At 72.8% G+C, this 15,443-nt stretch carries 14 protein-coding genes; 4 read left to right on the plus strand and 10 right to left on the minus strand.

Annotated features, from left to right (window positions below; all coding sequences use genetic code 11):
* The 9 genes from MILUP08_RS21155 to MILUP08_RS21195 form a co-directional block, all read right to left on the minus strand.
* Window positions 1-945: AAA family ATPase (locus MILUP08_RS21155; protein WP_237747151.1), on the minus strand; the 945-nt coding region annotated here is incomplete at its 3' end.
* Window positions 946-1,016: 71 nt separating this feature from the next.
* Window positions 1,017-1,628, minus strand: a complete 612-nt coding sequence (locus MILUP08_RS21160; RefSeq protein WP_007461368.1) for a TetR/AcrR family transcriptional regulator — start codon at window positions 1,626-1,628, stop codon at window positions 1,017-1,019.
* Between the two features lie 94 nt (window positions 1,629-1,722).
* Window positions 1,723-2,490 carry an SDR family oxidoreductase gene (locus MILUP08_RS21165; protein WP_007461370.1) on the minus strand — a complete coding sequence of 256 codons (768 nt, stop codon included), beginning with the start codon at window positions 2,488-2,490 and terminating at the stop codon, window positions 1,723-1,725.
* A 131-nt stretch (window positions 2,491-2,621) separates the two neighbouring features.
* Complete coding sequence (locus tag MILUP08_RS21170; protein WP_007461373.1) at window positions 2,622-3,908, minus strand: ABC transporter substrate-binding protein; 1,287 nt, start codon at window positions 3,906-3,908, stop codon at window positions 2,622-2,624.
* Window positions 3,909-3,991: 83 nt separating this feature from the next.
* A complete protein-coding gene (locus MILUP08_RS21175) occupies window positions 3,992-5,107 on the minus strand; it encodes a branched-chain amino acid ABC transporter permease (protein WP_007461375.1) in 1,116 nt (371 codons plus the stop codon).
* Window positions 5,104-5,982, minus strand: a complete 879-nt coding sequence (locus MILUP08_RS21180) for a branched-chain amino acid ABC transporter permease (protein WP_007461377.1) — start codon at window positions 5,980-5,982, stop codon at window positions 5,104-5,106. The genes MILUP08_RS21175 and MILUP08_RS21180 overlap by 4 nt, the downstream gene beginning before the upstream one ends.
* 28 nt (window positions 5,983-6,010) lie before the next feature.
* Entirely contained in the window at window positions 6,011-6,733 is a 723-nt protein-coding gene (locus MILUP08_RS21185) for an ABC transporter ATP-binding protein (RefSeq protein WP_007461379.1), read from the minus strand.
* 58 nt (window positions 6,734-6,791) lie between these two features.
* Entirely contained in the window at window positions 6,792-7,577 is a 786-nt protein-coding gene (locus tag MILUP08_RS21190; RefSeq protein ID WP_007461381.1) for an ABC transporter ATP-binding protein, read from the minus strand.
* A gap of 131 nt (window positions 7,578-7,708) precedes the next feature.
* A complete protein-coding gene (locus MILUP08_RS21195) occupies window positions 7,709-8,572 on the minus strand; it encodes an alpha/beta hydrolase family protein (protein WP_039906379.1) in 864 nt (287 codons plus the stop codon).
* A gap of 215 nt (window positions 8,573-8,787) precedes the next feature.
* Between MILUP08_RS21195 and MILUP08_RS21200 the strand changes: the two genes are divergently transcribed.
* Window positions 8,788-11,049, plus strand: a complete 2,262-nt coding sequence (locus tag MILUP08_RS21200) for a catalase (RefSeq protein WP_007461385.1) — start codon at window positions 8,788-8,790, stop codon at window positions 11,047-11,049.
* A gap of 71 nt (window positions 11,050-11,120) precedes the next feature.
* On the opposite strand, the gene MILUP08_RS21205 is transcribed toward MILUP08_RS21200, so the two are convergent.
* Window positions 11,121-11,990: an LLM class F420-dependent oxidoreductase gene (locus MILUP08_RS21205; protein WP_007461387.1), complete on the minus strand. Its 870-nt coding sequence runs from the start codon at window positions 11,988-11,990 to the stop codon at window positions 11,121-11,123.
* Window positions 11,991-12,139: 149 nt separating this feature from the next.
* Here MILUP08_RS21205 and MILUP08_RS21210 point away from each other — a divergent pair, with 149 nt between their 5' ends.
* Genes MILUP08_RS21210 through MILUP08_RS21220 form a run of 3 tightly spaced genes read left to right on the plus strand, consistent with a single transcriptional unit; the run spans window position 12,140 to window position 15,440 of the window.
* The gene (locus tag MILUP08_RS21210; protein WP_007461389.1) at window positions 12,140-13,285 is read left to right on the plus strand and encodes an acyltransferase family protein; all 1,146 of its coding nucleotides are present in this window, start codon (window positions 12,140-12,142) and stop codon (window positions 13,283-13,285) included.
* Window positions 13,282-14,424 carry an alanine racemase gene (gene alr, locus MILUP08_RS21215; protein ID WP_007461391.1) on the plus strand — a complete coding sequence of 381 codons (1,143 nt, stop codon included), beginning with the start codon at window positions 13,282-13,284 and terminating at the stop codon, window positions 14,422-14,424. Before MILUP08_RS21210 ends, alr begins: the two co-directional genes overlap by 4 nt.
* Window positions 14,421-15,440 (plus strand): D-alanine--D-alanine ligase family protein, encoded by a 1,020-nt coding sequence (locus MILUP08_RS21220; protein ID WP_007461393.1) that lies wholly within the window; start codon window positions 14,421-14,423, stop codon window positions 15,438-15,440. The genes alr and MILUP08_RS21220 overlap by 4 nt, the downstream gene beginning before the upstream one ends.
* Window positions 15,441-15,443 lie beyond the last annotated feature (3 nt).

The following is a 15,443-nucleotide window of genomic DNA, read 5'->3' on the forward strand; positions in this document are numbered from 1 at the left end:
CGGCTGCGCGAACGTGACGCCCCCGGGCTCGACGCGGACGAGGCCGGCGGCTTCGGCCGGGGCGAGCGCCTCGACGGCCAGGCCGGCGGCATCGGCAGCGCGAACGAAGGTCGCCGGGTCGTCGGACTCGTCGAGGGCGGCGAGCAGCAGCATCCGGCGGGTGTCCGGCGGCAGCCGGTCGAGGCGGGCCCGGTAGGCGCGGGCGAGCGCGCCGTCGGCCGGCGGCGCGGCCGGCAACGGCTCCTCCCCGCGCCACTGCCCCGGACTCAGCACCTCGGTGAGGTCCACGAGGGCCTGCGGGTTGCCGCCACCGACCGCGGCGAGCGTGGCCGCGACCGGCGCGGCGGGTCGCTCGGGCAGCCGGTCGGTGAGGACGGCGATGCTGTCCCGCTCGCCCAGCGGCGCAAGCCGGTGGGCGGGGATGCCGTCCACGGTGGCGGTGGCGTCCGCGGTGAGCAGGACGGCGGCCGGGAGGTGCCGCAGCCGGCGGGCGACGATCGCCAGCACCTGCGCGGTCTGCGGATCGCCCCGGTCGACGTCGTCCATGGTGGCGAGCAGCGGGCGTTCCCGGGCGGCCGCGGCGAGCAGATCGAGGACGGCCACCGACAGGGCCAGCCGGCGCTCGGGCGGGCAGCTCTCGCCGTCCAACGTCCTGCGCAGCAGGTGCCGTCGGGGCTCGGGCAGGTCGGCGACCCGGTCGAGCACCGGATCGAGCAGGCGTTGCAGGCCGGCGTACGGCAGCGTCGCCTCCTCGGGCAGCCCGGCCCCGGCGAGGACCGTGCAGTCCTTGGCGTAGCGGTGGGCGTAGGTGAGCAGCGCCGACCGGCCCGACCCCGGCTCGCCGTGCAGCAGCAGAGCCCCGCCGCCGCCGTCGCGCACGCCGTCGAGCAGAGCCCGGACGGCCCGGCACTGGTCGTCCCGGCCGCGCAACACGGTTATTTGCACTGAGTATGCAGTAACCATGTGCCCCAGTGTTACCCATCAGTCACCGGATGAAAAGAGGGGACGAGCCGGGATCAGTCGGTCGCGACCTCGGCCAGCAACGCGCCCACCGTCCGGGACATCACCGCGCGGGCCTGGTCCACGCCCAGCCCGAGGCCGTAGCGCAGCATCGACCAGGCCGGCCACATGCTCGCCGCCACCAACGCGTTGAGCAGCTGCTCACGCCCCCGCCCGGCGTGTGCCAGCTCGGCGGCGAAGAGGTGCTCGACCTCGTCGCGTACCCGGTCGATGTGCTTGAGGCGGTTGCGGTGCAGTTGGTCGGAGACCGGCTCGCGCATCTGCGCGGCCCGCGCCGACGGCGCGATGAGCTGGAGCAGCCGGGCCCGCTGCCGGCAGTACGCGTCGACCCGCTTGGCCAGCGGCAACGCCTGCGAGATCGGCCGGTACGCGGCGTCCTGCTGACGCAGCACCTCGGCGCCGCTCGCCTCGAACAGCGTCTCCATGTCCTTGAAGTTGGTCCAGAGCGTGCGCAGGGAGATGCCGGCCCGTTCGGCGATGCGTTCCCCGGTCGGCCGCAGGTCGCCCTCGGCGATGAGCGCCAGGTGCGCCTCGACGATGGCTGCCCGGGTGCGCTCGGCCCGGGCCGTCCGCCCGTCGACCCGCCCCGGAGCCTCGACCCTGTTCATCCGCCCCCGCCCCTTCACCGCCACGACGTCGCCCGGCTCCCCGCCGAGTCTAGACAGGCGATGATCTGGCAGCTCCGAGCGTGCACGGGCGGTCTCATCCGGACCTACCGGCAAGCGTGACGCCACCGTCGCAGACGATGGTCTGCCCGGTGATCCAGGCGGCGTCGGGACCGGCCAGGAAGGCGACCGCGCCCGCGACGTCCTGCGGGACGCCGAGCCGGCCGAGGGGGTACCGCGCGGCGACCTCGTCCTCGCGGCCCTCGTAGAGCGCCGCGGCGAAGCGGGTCTTGACCACGCCGGGGGCGACGGCGTTGACCCGGATCGCCGGTCCCAGCTCCACGGCGAGACTGGCGGTGAGGTGGTTGAGCGCCGCCTTGGTCACGCCGTAGAAGGCGATGCCCGGCGACGGCGCGAGGCCGGCGATCGACGAGACGTTCACCACGCAGCCGCCCCGCTCGGTCATGCCGGCGGCGCAGACCTCCTGCACCCAGCCCAGCGCCGCCACGAGGTTGACATCGAGGATCTTGCGGGCCGCTGCCAGGTCCAGTTCGGCCAGCGGGCCGTGCACGGGGTTGATGCCGGTGTTGTTGACCAGCAGGTCCACCGGCCCGAACGCCGCGCCGACCTCCCGTACCGCAGCGGCCCGGTGCGCGGGGTCGTCGGCCCGACCGGGCACGGCCACGGCGTACGCCGGGCCACCGAGGGCGGCGACGGCCTCGGTGAGCGCCTCGGGACGACGGGCGGTCAGGCCCACCCGGGCGCCCTCGGCGACGAGGCGTCGGGCGATGGCCAGGCCGATCCCCCGACTGGCCCCGGTGACGATGGCGACTCGACCCGCGAGCCGACCTGAAATTGCATTCACGATGCAGATAGTAGGAGGGTCGATCGGTGTCGGTCAACGTCCCGCGTCGGCCGCGCCGCGTCGCACGCCCGGGCACGGTCGTACGACCCGGAGGCGGTGACCCCGGGTCGTACGACCGGATGGCGGGCTCGTCAGGAGACGGTCGGCACCCCGTTCGCCGGCGGCGCGACCGGGGCGGCCGTGTACTCGGTGACCGGCCCGTCCCCCTCGTCGGTCTCGTACGTCGGCCCGAAGTAGCTCTGCACTCCCCCGCTCACCCGGCTCAACCGCTGCCCGCCGTAGCCGGAGTGGTCGTCGGCGGAGAAGCGCAGCGGCGCGAGCCCGGGGCCCTGGAAGCCGCCCTTCTGGACCGCGTCGAGCACCTTCTCGCGGGTGACGTCCTTGCCGGCGGCGAGGAGCACCTGCACGAAGAGGTAACCGACCGACATGCCGTAGACGGTGTTGCCGTCGAACGGCGCGTCACCGTTGTGCGTCTTGTTGATCTTCGTGAAGAGCTGGATCCACGGGTTCGCGGTGTCGTTCTGCATCGGCAGGTAGTTGGTGCCGACCATGCCCTCCAGCAGCGGGGCGGCGGCGCCGAGCTGCTTGGCAAGGGTCGGGTGGTCGGCGCCGACGTTGGAGACCAGCCACTGCGGCTTGAAGCTCAACCGCGCGGCGGTGCCGACGGAGAGCGCGGTGAAGCCGGGCACTGTCGCCAGCATGACGACCTGGCAGCCGGCCGCCTTGAACGCGCCGATCTGCGGCGCCACGTTGGTGTTGCTGGTGACGTACGTCTGCTTGACGGCCACGGCCCCGGCGCCGAGCACCTTCTCCACGCCGGCCAGGCTGTCGCGGCCGAAGTCGTCGTCCTGGCCGAGGAAGCAGACCTTCTTGCCGGCCAGGTTCGCCTTCGCGTAATTGGCGAGGATCTTGCCCTCGACCGTGTAGTCCGGGTTGAAGCCGAACGTGCCGGGATACTTGTCGGGCTGGTCCCAGCTGCGGCTGCCGGACGCGACGAAGAGATCGGGCACCCGGTTGGTCTTGAGGAAGTCGAGCACCCCGGTGTGCGTCGGCGTGCCCAGGCCGTTGAGCACGGCGAAGACCTTGTCCTGCAACACGAGCTGGCGTACGACCTGCTGGGTGTTCGCCGGGTTGTAGCCGTCGTCCATGACCTTGTAGGTGATCTTCCGGCCGTGCACGCCGCCGTTGGCGTTGACGTAGTCGAAGTACGCCTTCGTCGCCGGGGCGATCTTGGAGTAGCCGGCCGAGGCCGGGCCGGTGAGCGGCATGTGGGTGCCGACGACGATCTCGGTGTCGGTGACCCCCGGCACCGACCCCCCGCCGGAGGTGGGGCCGTCGTCGCCGCTACAGCCGGCGGCGGTGACGAGCAGGGCGATGGTGCTGGCGATCGCGAGACCGCGTCGCGCCGTACGGTGCATGGGAAACACCGACCTTTCTCGGTCCGGTTCGGTGGGGATGGTGTGGTGGTGGAGCGCCCGGCCGAGGCCGGGCCGGGGACAGCTCAGGAACGCCGCGCCGGCCAGCGGGCCAGCAGGGCCCGGCCGAGACGGGACAACAGACCCTGCACACCGCCCGGCGCGGCGATCATCACGACGATCAGCGTGACGCCGAAGATCGCCAGCGGGAGGTTGCCCTCCAGCCGCTGCGCCACCGCCGGCGAGAGGGTGAGCAGCTCGGTCACGGAATGGGTGAGATCGGGCAGCGCGACAAGCAGCACGGCCCCCCACAACGCGCCGGCGAGGCGACCGAGGCCGCCGATCACCACCGCCATCAGCAGGAAGAGCGACAGCGTCAACGAGAACGCCCCGGGCGAGACGCTCTGCGCGAGCATCGCGAGCAGGCCGCCGCCGAGCCCTGCCGTGGCGGCGCTGACCACGAAGGCGAGGACCTGGGTGCGCGCCACGTGGATGCCCGCGAGACGGGCCGCCACCTCGTCGTCGCGCACCGCCCGGAACGTCCGCCCGTACCGGCTGCGGATCAGGTTCGCCACCAGCAGCAGGGCCAGCAGGGTGGCAGCGCCCGAGAGCCAGAGCTGCCACCGCTCGTACGGGAAGTACGCGCCGAGCGCCAGCGGCGGCGGCTCCACCGGCACCGACAACCCCTGCTCGCCGTTGAAGACGCCGTCGAAGGTGACTGCCAACGCCGGCACGACGACGGCCACGGCCAGGGTCACCCCGGCGAGGTAGGGCCCGCGCAGCCGGGCCGCCGCCACACCTACCACCGCGCCCACCGCGACAGTGCCCAGCACCGCCGCGACAAGCGACAGCGCCAACAGCCAGCCGCCGGTCAACCCCCGGTCGAGAAACGCGTTCTGGCACAGGGCCACGGTGTACGCGCCGGTCGCCATCAACGCCCCGTGCCCCAGCGACAGCTGACCGTTGAGCCCGGTGAGGACCGTCAACCCGGCGGTGGCGCAGAGATACGCCGCCACCGTGGCGAGCTGGAAGTTGCGGAACGGCTCGACGGCGTAGCTGACCGCCACCAGCACCAGGCCCACCGCGAGCAGCACGGCGAGGTGCCGCAGCAGGGTGGAACCGCGACGCCCGCGGTCGACCGGACGTTCGCCGGCCCCGCCCTCCCGCTGCCTCGGCGGCAGGGCCGCCCGGGTGGCGCTCACACCCGCCTCGCCGCGACCGGGGCGAACAACCCGCCGGGCCGGACCAGCAGCACCGCCAGCAGCAGCACGAGCACCGCCAGCGGGGTGAGGTCGCTGCCGGCGTACCCGCTGACGTAGGAGAGCAGCAGGCCCACCACCAGACCACCGACCACCGCCCCCGGTGGACTGTCCAGCCCGCCGACCACCGCCGCCGTGAACGCCGAGACGAACACCAGGTCCATCGCGTGCGGGTGCAGACCCAACTCGGTCGGGATGACAAGCATCGCGGCGAGCGCGCCCACGCCGGAGGCGAGCGCCCAGCCGAGCGTCAACATCCCGCCGACGTTGACCCCGAGCAGGCGGGAGACCTCCGGCGCGAAGGCCGCGGCCCGCATCCGCAACCCCACTCCGGTGCGCGCGAACATCCAGGCCAACGCGCTGACCACCACCCCGATCGCGGCGAAGACGAACAGGTCGTACGGCGACAGCACGGCGACCCCGCCGACGGTGAGGGCGGACCGGCTGAACGGGACGTCGGCGGGGCGGAACTCGTTGCCGTACACCATCCCCAGCACGGCCTGGAACACCAGCACCAGCCCGAGCGCGACGATGACCGGGTTGAGCGGCGACGCGTGGTCGACGTGCCGCATCACGACCCGGTCCACAAGCGCGCCGAGCAGCAGGCCGGCGACGATCGCGACCACGAAGCCGAGCCAGTACGAGCCGGTCGCGGCGGACACGGAGTACGCGACGTACGCGGCGGCGACGGCCATGGCCCCCTGGGCGAAGTTGACGACCCGCGCCGCCCGCCAGATGAGCACCAGCGCGAGCGCGAACGCGGCGTACACCGCGCCCCGCGACAGACCGTCGACGGTGAGGAAGACGAAGCGGTCCAACAGTCCTCCCTCCAGGGGACGAGGTGGGTCAGAAACCGAGGTACGCGTGGCGCAGGTCGTCGTCGTCGCGCAGCGTGGCCGCCGGGGCGGCGACCACCACCCGGCCCAGGGACATCACGACACCCTGGTCGGCCACGGCGAGCGCGCTGCGCACGTTCTGCTCGACCAGCAGCACGGTCAGGCCGGTACGGTCGCGTAGCTGGCGCAGCAGGGCCATGGTCCGGGCGACCACCCGGGGCGCCAGGCCCAGCGACGGCTCGTCGAGCAGCAGCAGGCGTGGCCGGCCGACAAGCGCCCGGCCGAGCGCGAGCATCTGCCGCTCACCGCCGGAGAGCTGGTGCCCGAGGTGCCGGCGACGCCTGGCGAGCGGCTCGAAGAGTTCGTAGACCTCGTCGAGGGCACGGCCGGCGTCCGCCCGGTCACGCCGCCACAACCCGCCGAGCCGCAGGTTCTCGTCGACGGTCAACTCGCTGATCACGCCCCGCCCCTCCGGCACGTGCGCCATGCCGCGCCGGACGAGCTGCTCCACGGGCGTACCCCGCAGGTCCTCCCCCGCGAGGAGGACCTGGCCGGCGGCCGGCCGGATCATGCCGGAGAGCGCGCGCAGCAGCGTCGTCTTTCCCGCGCCGTTGGCGCCGACGACGGCGGCGATCGTGCCGGCCGGAACGGTGAGGTCGACGGCCCGCAACACCGGCGTGGCCCCGTAACCGGCCACCAACCCCCGCACCACGAGCAGATCGGGCGCGCTCATGCTGAGCCACCTTTCGTTCGCGACTGCGGGGCTCGCAAACCCGGCTCACTCCTCGCGCTCACGGGGCGCTCTCCTCGACGAGGGCCCCCAGGTAGGCGTCGGTGACCGCCGCGTCGTCGCGGATCTCGTCCGGCGTGCCGGCCGCGATCACCCGGCCGAAGTCGAGCACCACCAGTTCGTCGCAGACGGCCATCACCAGGTCCATGTGGTGCTCGACGAGCAGCACCGCGCACGGGTCGGCGTCGCGCCGAGGAAGCTGCCGGACCAGCTCCGCCAACTCGGCGATGTCGTCGGCCCCGAGGCCGCCGGCGGGCTCGTCGAGCAGCAGCAGCCGGGGCCGCGCGGCGAGCGCGCGGGCCAGGGCGACCCGCTGGCGTACGGCGAAGGGAAGCGTGCCCGGCGCGGCGTCGGCGTGCCCGGCGATCCCCAGGTCGTCGAGGACGTCGAGGGCGTGCTGGCGCAGCCGACGCTCGTCGCGGTCGCTGCGCGGCAGCCCGAAGAGCGCCGACGCGAAGCCCGCGCGGGCCGTGTGCGACGCGCCTGTCATCACGTTCTCCAGGACGCTGAGGCCGGCGAAGAGCCCGGTCCCCTGCAGGGTCCGGGCGATGCCGAGCCGGGACAGCCGGTGCGGCCGTGGTCGCAGCGGCCGACCGTCCAGGGTGAGCGAACCCGTCTGCGGCGACACGAAGCCGCAGATCACGTTGAACAACGTGGTCTTGCCGGCGCCGTTGGGCCCGATCACGCCCACCACCCGGTCGGGTGGCACCCGCAGCGAGACGTCGTCGAGGGCGGTGAGGCCGCCGAATCGGACGCCGATGCCGTGCAGTTCGAGCCCGCGTTCCATCACCCATCCCTCTGCCGTGGCGGGTGTTATTTACACTCGCAGTGTACGTTTCTCGGTTATGGCGTCAAGACCTTCAATGGGCTGACACGACCGGGGCGGCCGCCAACCGGCGACCGCCCCGACCGGCGTGCTCAGTAGCTGGGGCAGGTGTTGCGGTACTCCTCGATCGCCGACCCGCTCGGGCCCGGGCAGAGGAACTGCTCGTAGCGGGTGTCGTCGTCGACGAACCGCTTCAACCAGGCCACCATCTGCCGGGCCGTCGGCGTGTTGACCGTCTGCGGGAAGAAGTGGCTCGCGCCGTTCAACTCCAGGTACGCCTTCTCGGCCGAGGCCGGGATGCTGGTGTAGAACGGCACCGAGTGCGACGCGACAGGCGCGACCGTGTCGCTCTCGCCGCCGATGATCAGCGTGGGCACCCGCAGCTCGGACCAGCTCTTGTCGGTGTTCCACGGCGCGAGCGGCACGGCGGCCTGCAGCGACGGACGGGCCGACGCGGCCTCCAGGGTGCCGCCGCCACCCATCGAGTGGCCGGCGACCGCGAGGCGGCTGCTGTCGATCCGGCTGCGCACCGAGCTGCGCCCGGTGAGGTAGTCGAGCGCGGCGAGCAGCTGCCGGCCACGGCTGTCCGGCTGGTCGAACCGGGTGTTGGTCTCGATCCCGATCACCACGAAGCCGTGCGAGGCGATCCGCGGTCCGAGCCAGCTGATGCTTGACCACGCGGCCGTGTAGCCGGGCGAGATGGCGATGGCGCCGAACGTGCCCTCGCTGGTGCTGGTCGGGTAGTAGATGACCCCGCCGCCGAAGCCGGTGACGCTCAACGAGGACACGCTCTGCGAGGCGGTGGCGAAGGGGCCGCGGCTGGCCTCCAGGATCGCAGTGGTCGGGGCGGGGCCCCGCTCGTACGGGCTGGCCGCCTGGGCGGGGGCGGGTCCGGTGAGGACACCGGCGGCGAGCAGGGTGGCGGCCAGCGCGAGCCGGACGGCCCGAGCGGGCATGGAACGGGGACGGGTGGTGGTTGGTGACGACACGTCGGGCACTCCCTAGAGTCGAGCGATATCGACGTTCGTCAGTCTTCGCCGCTCCGGTCACCCCGCGCATCGGTGAAATCACCAGTCCCGCCCGCAGATCGGATCTTCCGTGCGTTTCGGCCCTCCGACCAGGGGTAGGGGTGCAGGGGCCTGCCCAAACGCTCCATGGAGAGGTTCGCCAAGTGGATTCCAGCAAGCCCGCCGAGGCGGTCAAGAACGTCGTGAAGACCGCCACCGAAAAGATCACTGACGCTCTGACTCCCGAGGTGCCCGGCGCCCCGGGCAGCGCACCCCCGCCCGTCGAGGAGCCGACCTCGCCCCACGATCCCCTGCCGCCGAAGCCGGAACAGGGCGCGCCGCAGACCCGTACGCCCACCGGCGCCGAGACCGGCGTGCCGGCGACCGCGAAGGGCCAGCAGGGCGCGTACCTGACCACGGCGAACGGGGCGCGGCTGCGCGACACCGACCACTCGCTCAAGGCCGGGCCCCGGGGGCCGGTCCTGCTCCAGGACCACCACCTGCGCGAGAAGATCACGCACTTCGACCACGAGCGCATTCCGGAGCGTGTGGTGCACGCCCGGGGCGCGGGAGCGCACGGTGTGTTCACTGCCTACGGCACCGCCGAGGCGGTCACCAGGGCCGGCTTCCTCAAGAAGGGCCGCGAGACGGAGGTCTTCGTCCGGTTCTCCACAGTCCTCGGGTCGCGCGGCTCGGCCGACACCGTGCGCGACACCCGGGGCTTCGCCACCAAGTTCTACACCGACGAGGGCACCTTCGACCTGGTCGGCAACAACATGCCGGTCTTCTTCATCCAGGACGCCATCAAGTTCCCCGACATCATCCACGCCGCGAAGCCGCACCCCGACCGCGAGATCCCGCAGGCGCAGAGCGCCCACGACACCTTCTGGGACTTCGTCTCACTGCACACCGAGGCGCAGCACCACGCCATGTGGAACATGTCCGACCGGGGCATCCCGCGCTCGTACCGGACGATGGAGGGCTTCGGTGTGCACACCTTCCGCCTCGTCAACGAGGCCGGGGAGACGGTGCTGGCGAAGTTCCACTGGAAGCCGAAGCTCGGTGTGCACTCCCTGACCTGGGAGGAGGCGCAGATGCTCGGCGGCATCGACCCCGACTTCCACCGTCGGGACCTCTACGACGCCATCGAGGCCGGCGCGTTCCCCGAATGGGAACTCGGCATCCAGGTCTTCCCCGACACTCCCGAGGAGACCTTCGCCGGGATCGACCTGCTGGACGCCACGAAGATCGTTCCGGAGGAGCTGGCCGAGGTGCAGCCGATCGGCCGGCTGGTCCTCAACCGGACGCCGACGAACTTCTTCGCCGAGACCGAGCAGGTCGCCTTCCACCTCGGGCACCTCCCGCCGGGCATCGACGTCACGAACGACCCGCTGTTGCAGGGCCGGCTCTTCTCGTACGTCGACACGCAGCTCACCCGCCTCGGCGGGCCGAACTTCGCGCAGATCCCGATCAACCGCCCGCACGCCGCGGTCAACGACATGCTGCGCGACGGCTTCCACCAGCACGCCGTGCACGCCGGGGTGGCGCCGTACCGGCCGAACTCGCTCGACGGTGGCAACCCCTTCCCGGCCGGCGACGCCGAGCACGCGTTCCTCGACGTGCCGGTGACCGTGGCGCAGGCCCCCAAGGTCCGTGCCAACCCGGCGTCGTTCGACGACCACTACAGCCAGGTACGCCTGTTCTGGCTGAGCATGTCGCCGGTCGAGAAGGAGCACATCATCCGGGCGTACACGTTCGAGCTGGGCAAGTGCTACCACCAGGCGATCAAGGAGCGCCAGCTCCAGTGCCTCGCCAACATCGACCCGGTGCTGTGCGAGCAGGTCGCCACGGGCCTGGGGCTGCCCGCGCCGCAGCCGACGGTGCCGCTTGCCGACGTCGCGCCGAGCCCGGCGCTGTCGCAGGTCGGCAGGGCGTGGCCCGCCGACGGGCGCATGGTCGGGATCGTCGTGGACCCCGACGGTGACCTGGACGGCATCGGTGAGGTCCGCCGGGCCGTGTTCGAGGCCGGCATGGTGCCGCTGCTGATCGCCCCGCACGGCGGCATGGTGGACGGCATGCCCGTCCAGCGGACCTTCGCCACCGGCCGGTCGGTCGAGCTGGACGCGCTCCTGCTGGCCGGAGCGCCGGTGCCCGCACCGGACGCGCTGCCCGCCCGCGACGCCAAGGCCGGCCGGCCGGACGCGACGACGGTCGATCCCCGCGTGCTGCTGCTGGTCGAGGAGTGCTGGCGGCACGCCAAGGCGATCGGCGCCTGGGGCGCCGGCGTCACGGTGCTGGAGCAGGCCGGGGTGGCGGGCACCCCGGGGATCGTGGCCGCCGGCTCGGGCGCCGAGGCGCTGACCGAGGTGCAGCAGTTGATGGCCGCGCACCGCGTGTGGGAGAGGTTCCCCGCCTCGGTCGGCTGACCCGGGTAGTCACCCGACGAGGGGCTGTCCTCCGCCGAGCGGAGGACAGCCCCTCGGGGCGTTCAGCGAGATCAGCCGATGTCGGCCAGCCGGGGCAGCACCTCGTCGCCGAGCCGCTCGGCGAACTCCACCGGGTGTCGGTCCGGCGTGACCTGGACCTCGGTGACCCCCAGCGCCGCGTACGCGGAAACCTCGGCGAGGAACTCGTCGAGGTCCTCCAGCGGCGGCTTGGAGGCCAGCACGGTTTTCTCGATGCTGTCGTAGTCGCGGCCCTCGGCGGCACAGTGCCCGCGCAGCACGTCCAGCTTGTGCGCGATCCCCTCGGCGCCCGTGCCGAACAGGTTGCAGGCGTCGGCGTACCGGGCGACCAGCAGCAGCGTCTTCTTCTCGCCACTGCCGCCGATCATGATCGGCGGGTGCGGACGGCGCAACGGCTGGGGCGAGTTGATCGTCTCCGTGAGCTGGTAGTGCCGCCCGTCGAACGGCCCGTTGTCGTCGCTCCACATCTGCCGGCAGATCCGCAGCGTCTCCTCCAGCCGCTCGAACCGCTCGGCCACCGGCACCACTGGCACACCGAGGCCGCGCTGCTCCCGCTCGTACCAGGACGCCCCGATGCCGAGCCGGGCCCGGCCGCCGGAGAGCACGTCCAGGGTCGTCACGGTCTTGGCGAGCAGCCCCGGATAGCGGTACATCACGCCGGCGACCAGCACGCCCAACGTCATCCGCTGGGTCTGCGCCGCGACGTAACCAAGTGTCGTGTACGCCTCCAACATCGGCTCCTCGGCCGGCGCCAGCGCCTCCATCTGGAAGAAGTGGTCCATGACCGTGAACGACGCCACGCCGGCCTGCTCAGCGGTGGTGGCCGCCTGGGTGAGGGTCGGCGCGATGGCCGCCGGATCGGCCGGTGTCGAGAAATTCCAGTAGTGCAGCCCGAGCTTCATGTTCGGCACCTCCACGACCGAGCCTAGTAGTGGCCCTCGGATACTCAACGCGCCGCGCGAAAGCTGGTTGGATCCCCCGTCGGAGTCCATTACCGGTTCATGACAATTCGCGGATCGGGCGGGGATATCCGGCTGGCAACTTCGGTCGGGTGATCCAAGAGCTGTCTTTCACCGAGTCGCGACCCGACGGGTACGACGCCGACACGCGCGTCCGGTTCCGTCACCGACGGCGAAGCGAGGCCGGCGCCGGCACGGGCCGGTCACCGCGCGTGCAGTGGGCCGACGCCGCGAAGGGCGTGTGCATCATCCTCGTCGTCGCCTGGCACGTCGTCGTCAAGGACTACCTGCAGATCGACTGGCACGTCGGGCTGCCCGTGCCGGGCCTGTGGGGCACGCTCGGCGAGCAGTTCCTGCCGCTGCGGATGCCACTCTTCTTCACCATTTCCGGCATCTTCGCGGCGAACGCCGTGCAGCGGCCCTGGCGCACCGTCGCCCGCGGCCGCGTCGCCGGGTTCCTCTACCTGTACGCGGTGTGGCTGCTGATCCACACGGCGGTCCTCGCCCTGGTGCCGGACTTCCCGACCGACCGTGCCACGTCCGCCCTGGGCCTGCTGGCACAGCTCACGGTCACGCCCTCCAACCTCTGGTACCTGTACGCCCTGGCGCTCTACTTCACGCTCGCCAAGGCGACCCGCCGGCTGCCCCGGTTGCTTGTCGGCGTACCCGCTGCGGTGTTGTCCGCCGTCGCGGCCGCCGGCCTGCTCGCCACGCCGGGCAACCGCGCGGGCCTCTACCAGAACCTGGTCTTCTTCCTCGCCGGCCTGTACCTGCGGCCGTGGATCGAGCGGTGGGCGGCGACTGCCACCCGGCGGCGACTCGTGCTGACGGCCGGGGCGTACGCCGTCGCGCTCGCCGCGATGGCGGCGGCCGGCGCCCAGCGGTGGTTCGGCGTGTGGCCGGTGGTGTCCGTCGTGGCGGTGGCCTTCGGCGTCACCGCCGCCGCCCGGCTGTCGCGGTGGCCAGCCCTCGGCGACCGACTGGCCGCGCTCGGGCGCATCACACTGCCCATCTACGTCGTCCACATGCCGCTCCTGGCGCTGCTGCACCGCCTGCTGTCCGGCTCGCTCTCCGGGCTGGACCCGGTGGCCCAGAGCCTGGTCGTGCTCGGCTACCCGATCCTGCTGACCGCGCTCGTCATCGGCCTGAGCCTGGCCGTGCACCGTTGCCTGCTGCGGGTGCACGCCCGCTGGCTGTTCGCGCTCCCCGGCGGGCGTCGCCCGGCGGTGGCCGGATGAGCGGGCTGGCCGAGGCGGTGGTCGACCTCGGGGCGATCGCCGACAACGTGCGCACGGTCGCCGCGGTCACCGACACCGCGCTGATGGCAGTGGTGAAGGCGGACGGGTTCGGCCACGGGGCGGTGCCTGTCGCCCGGGCCGCGCTGCGCGCCGGCGCCACCTGGCTGGGGGTGACCTCGGCGGCCGAGGCGCTGGCCCTGCGCGGCGCGGGCATCACCGCGCCCACGTTGAGCTGGCTGCACCGCCCGAACGACGACTTCGACAAGTTGATCAACGCGGGCGTCGACGTAGGCGTCTCGACGACCACGCACCTGCACGCCGTGGCCGACGCGGCCCTGCGCCTCGGCGTGCCCGCGACGGTGCAGCTCAAGGCCGACACCGGCCTGACCCGCAACGGCGCCGGCCGCGACGAATGGCCCGACCTGGTCACCTGGGCCCGGAAGTACGAGGTGGAGGGCGGGGTCCGGGTGCGCGGTGTGTGGTCGCACCTCGCCGACGCGGACGTGCCCGGCACTCCCGGGCTGGCCCGTCAGGTGCGGACGTTCTCCGAGGCACTGCGCCTCGCCCGCGGCGCCGGCCTCGACCCCGACCTCGTGCACCTGGCCAACTCGGCGGCGGCGCTGTCGGCGCCCCGGACCCGCTTCGACCTCTGCCGGATCGGGCTGGCCCTCTACGGCGTCGACCCGTTCGGCGCGCTCGGGCCCGGCGCGTTCGGGCTGCGCGCGGCCCTGACGCTGCGGACGACAGTGGTCAACGTGAAGCGGGTGGCCGCCGGCACGGGCGTCTCCTACGGGCCGGAGTACGTGACCGCCGCGCCGACCACGCTGGCGCTGCTGCCCCTCGGTTACGCCGACGGGCTGCCCCGCGCCACCGAGGGCCGCGCGCAGGTGTGGCTCGGCGGCCGGCGCTGCCCGGTCGTCGGGCGCATCGCCATGGACCAGTGCGTGGTCGACGCGGGTGACCTGCCGGTGGCCATCGGCGATCCGGTCGTCGTGTTCGGCCCCGGCGACGACGACACCACCCCGCCGACCGTCGCCGAGTGGGCGCGCTGGGCCGGCACCAACCCACACGAGATCTTGACCGGCATCGGGGCCCGCGTGGGCCGCGACCATCTCCAGGAAAGGGCGGACGTCGCATGACAACGCGACTGGCAGTGCTGTACGGCGGACAGAGCGGCGAGCACGAGGTGTCGCGGCGCTCGGGAGAGAGCATCCTGGCCGGGCTGGACCGCGAGCGGTACCAGGTCACCGAGGTGCTCATCGACACCGACGGCGGGTGGCACGTCGGCGGCCGTGCCACTCCCCTGCCCCAGGCGTTGCGGGTGCTACGCGCCCAGGACGTGGTGTTCCCGGCCCTGCACGGCCCGTACGGCGAGGACGGCACCGTCGCGTCGCTGCTGGAGTGGCTCGGTGTGCCGTACGTCGGCAACGGCGTCTTCGCCAGCGCGGCGGGCATGGACAAGGGCGTCACCAAGCGGCTCCTCGCCGCGGACGGCCTGCGGGTCAGCCCGGGTGTCACCCTGCGGCCCGGGGAGCACCTGTCGCCGGCCGAGCAGCGGCGACTGGACCTGCCGGTCTTCGTCAAGCCGGCACGGGCCGGCTCCAGCCTGGGCGTGGTCCGTGTCACGGACTGGGCGGCCCTGCCGGCCGCGCTCGAGCAGGCCCGGGAGGTCGATCCGAAGGTGCTCGTCGAGCAGGGGGCACGCGGTCGGGAGATCGACGTCGCCGTCCTGCAGTACCCCGACGGCCGGGTGCAGGCCGGGCCGCCCCTGGAGATCCGGGTGAGCGGCGCCGGCTTCTTCGACTACGACGCGAAGTACGACGGCGGGGCCGTCTTCCAGATCCCCGCCCCGCTCGACCCGGCAACCACCGAGGTGCTCCAGGACCGGGCGATCCGCGCCTTCCACGCCCTCGACTGTCGAGGTCTGCTGCGTGTCGACTTCTTCCTTTCCGGCGAGGGCGCGGAGCCCATCGTCAACGAGGTCAACACCTTCCCGGGATTCACCGCCGCGTCGCAGTTCCCGCAGATCTGGCAGCGGGCCGGCCTCGAGTTTCCCGCCCTGCTCGACATCCTGATCTCCGGCGCGCTCGTCGACCGTGGCCCGGTCACCCTGGCCGGGCTGCCCCGGCCGGCGCGGGCGGTCGACCTGGTGTGAGCG

Origin of the sequence: Micromonospora lupini str. Lupac 08 (genome assembly GCF_000297395.2) — a bacterium.
Taxonomy (GTDB): domain Bacteria; phylum Actinomycetota; class Actinomycetes; order Mycobacteriales; family Micromonosporaceae; genus Micromonospora; species Micromonospora lupini.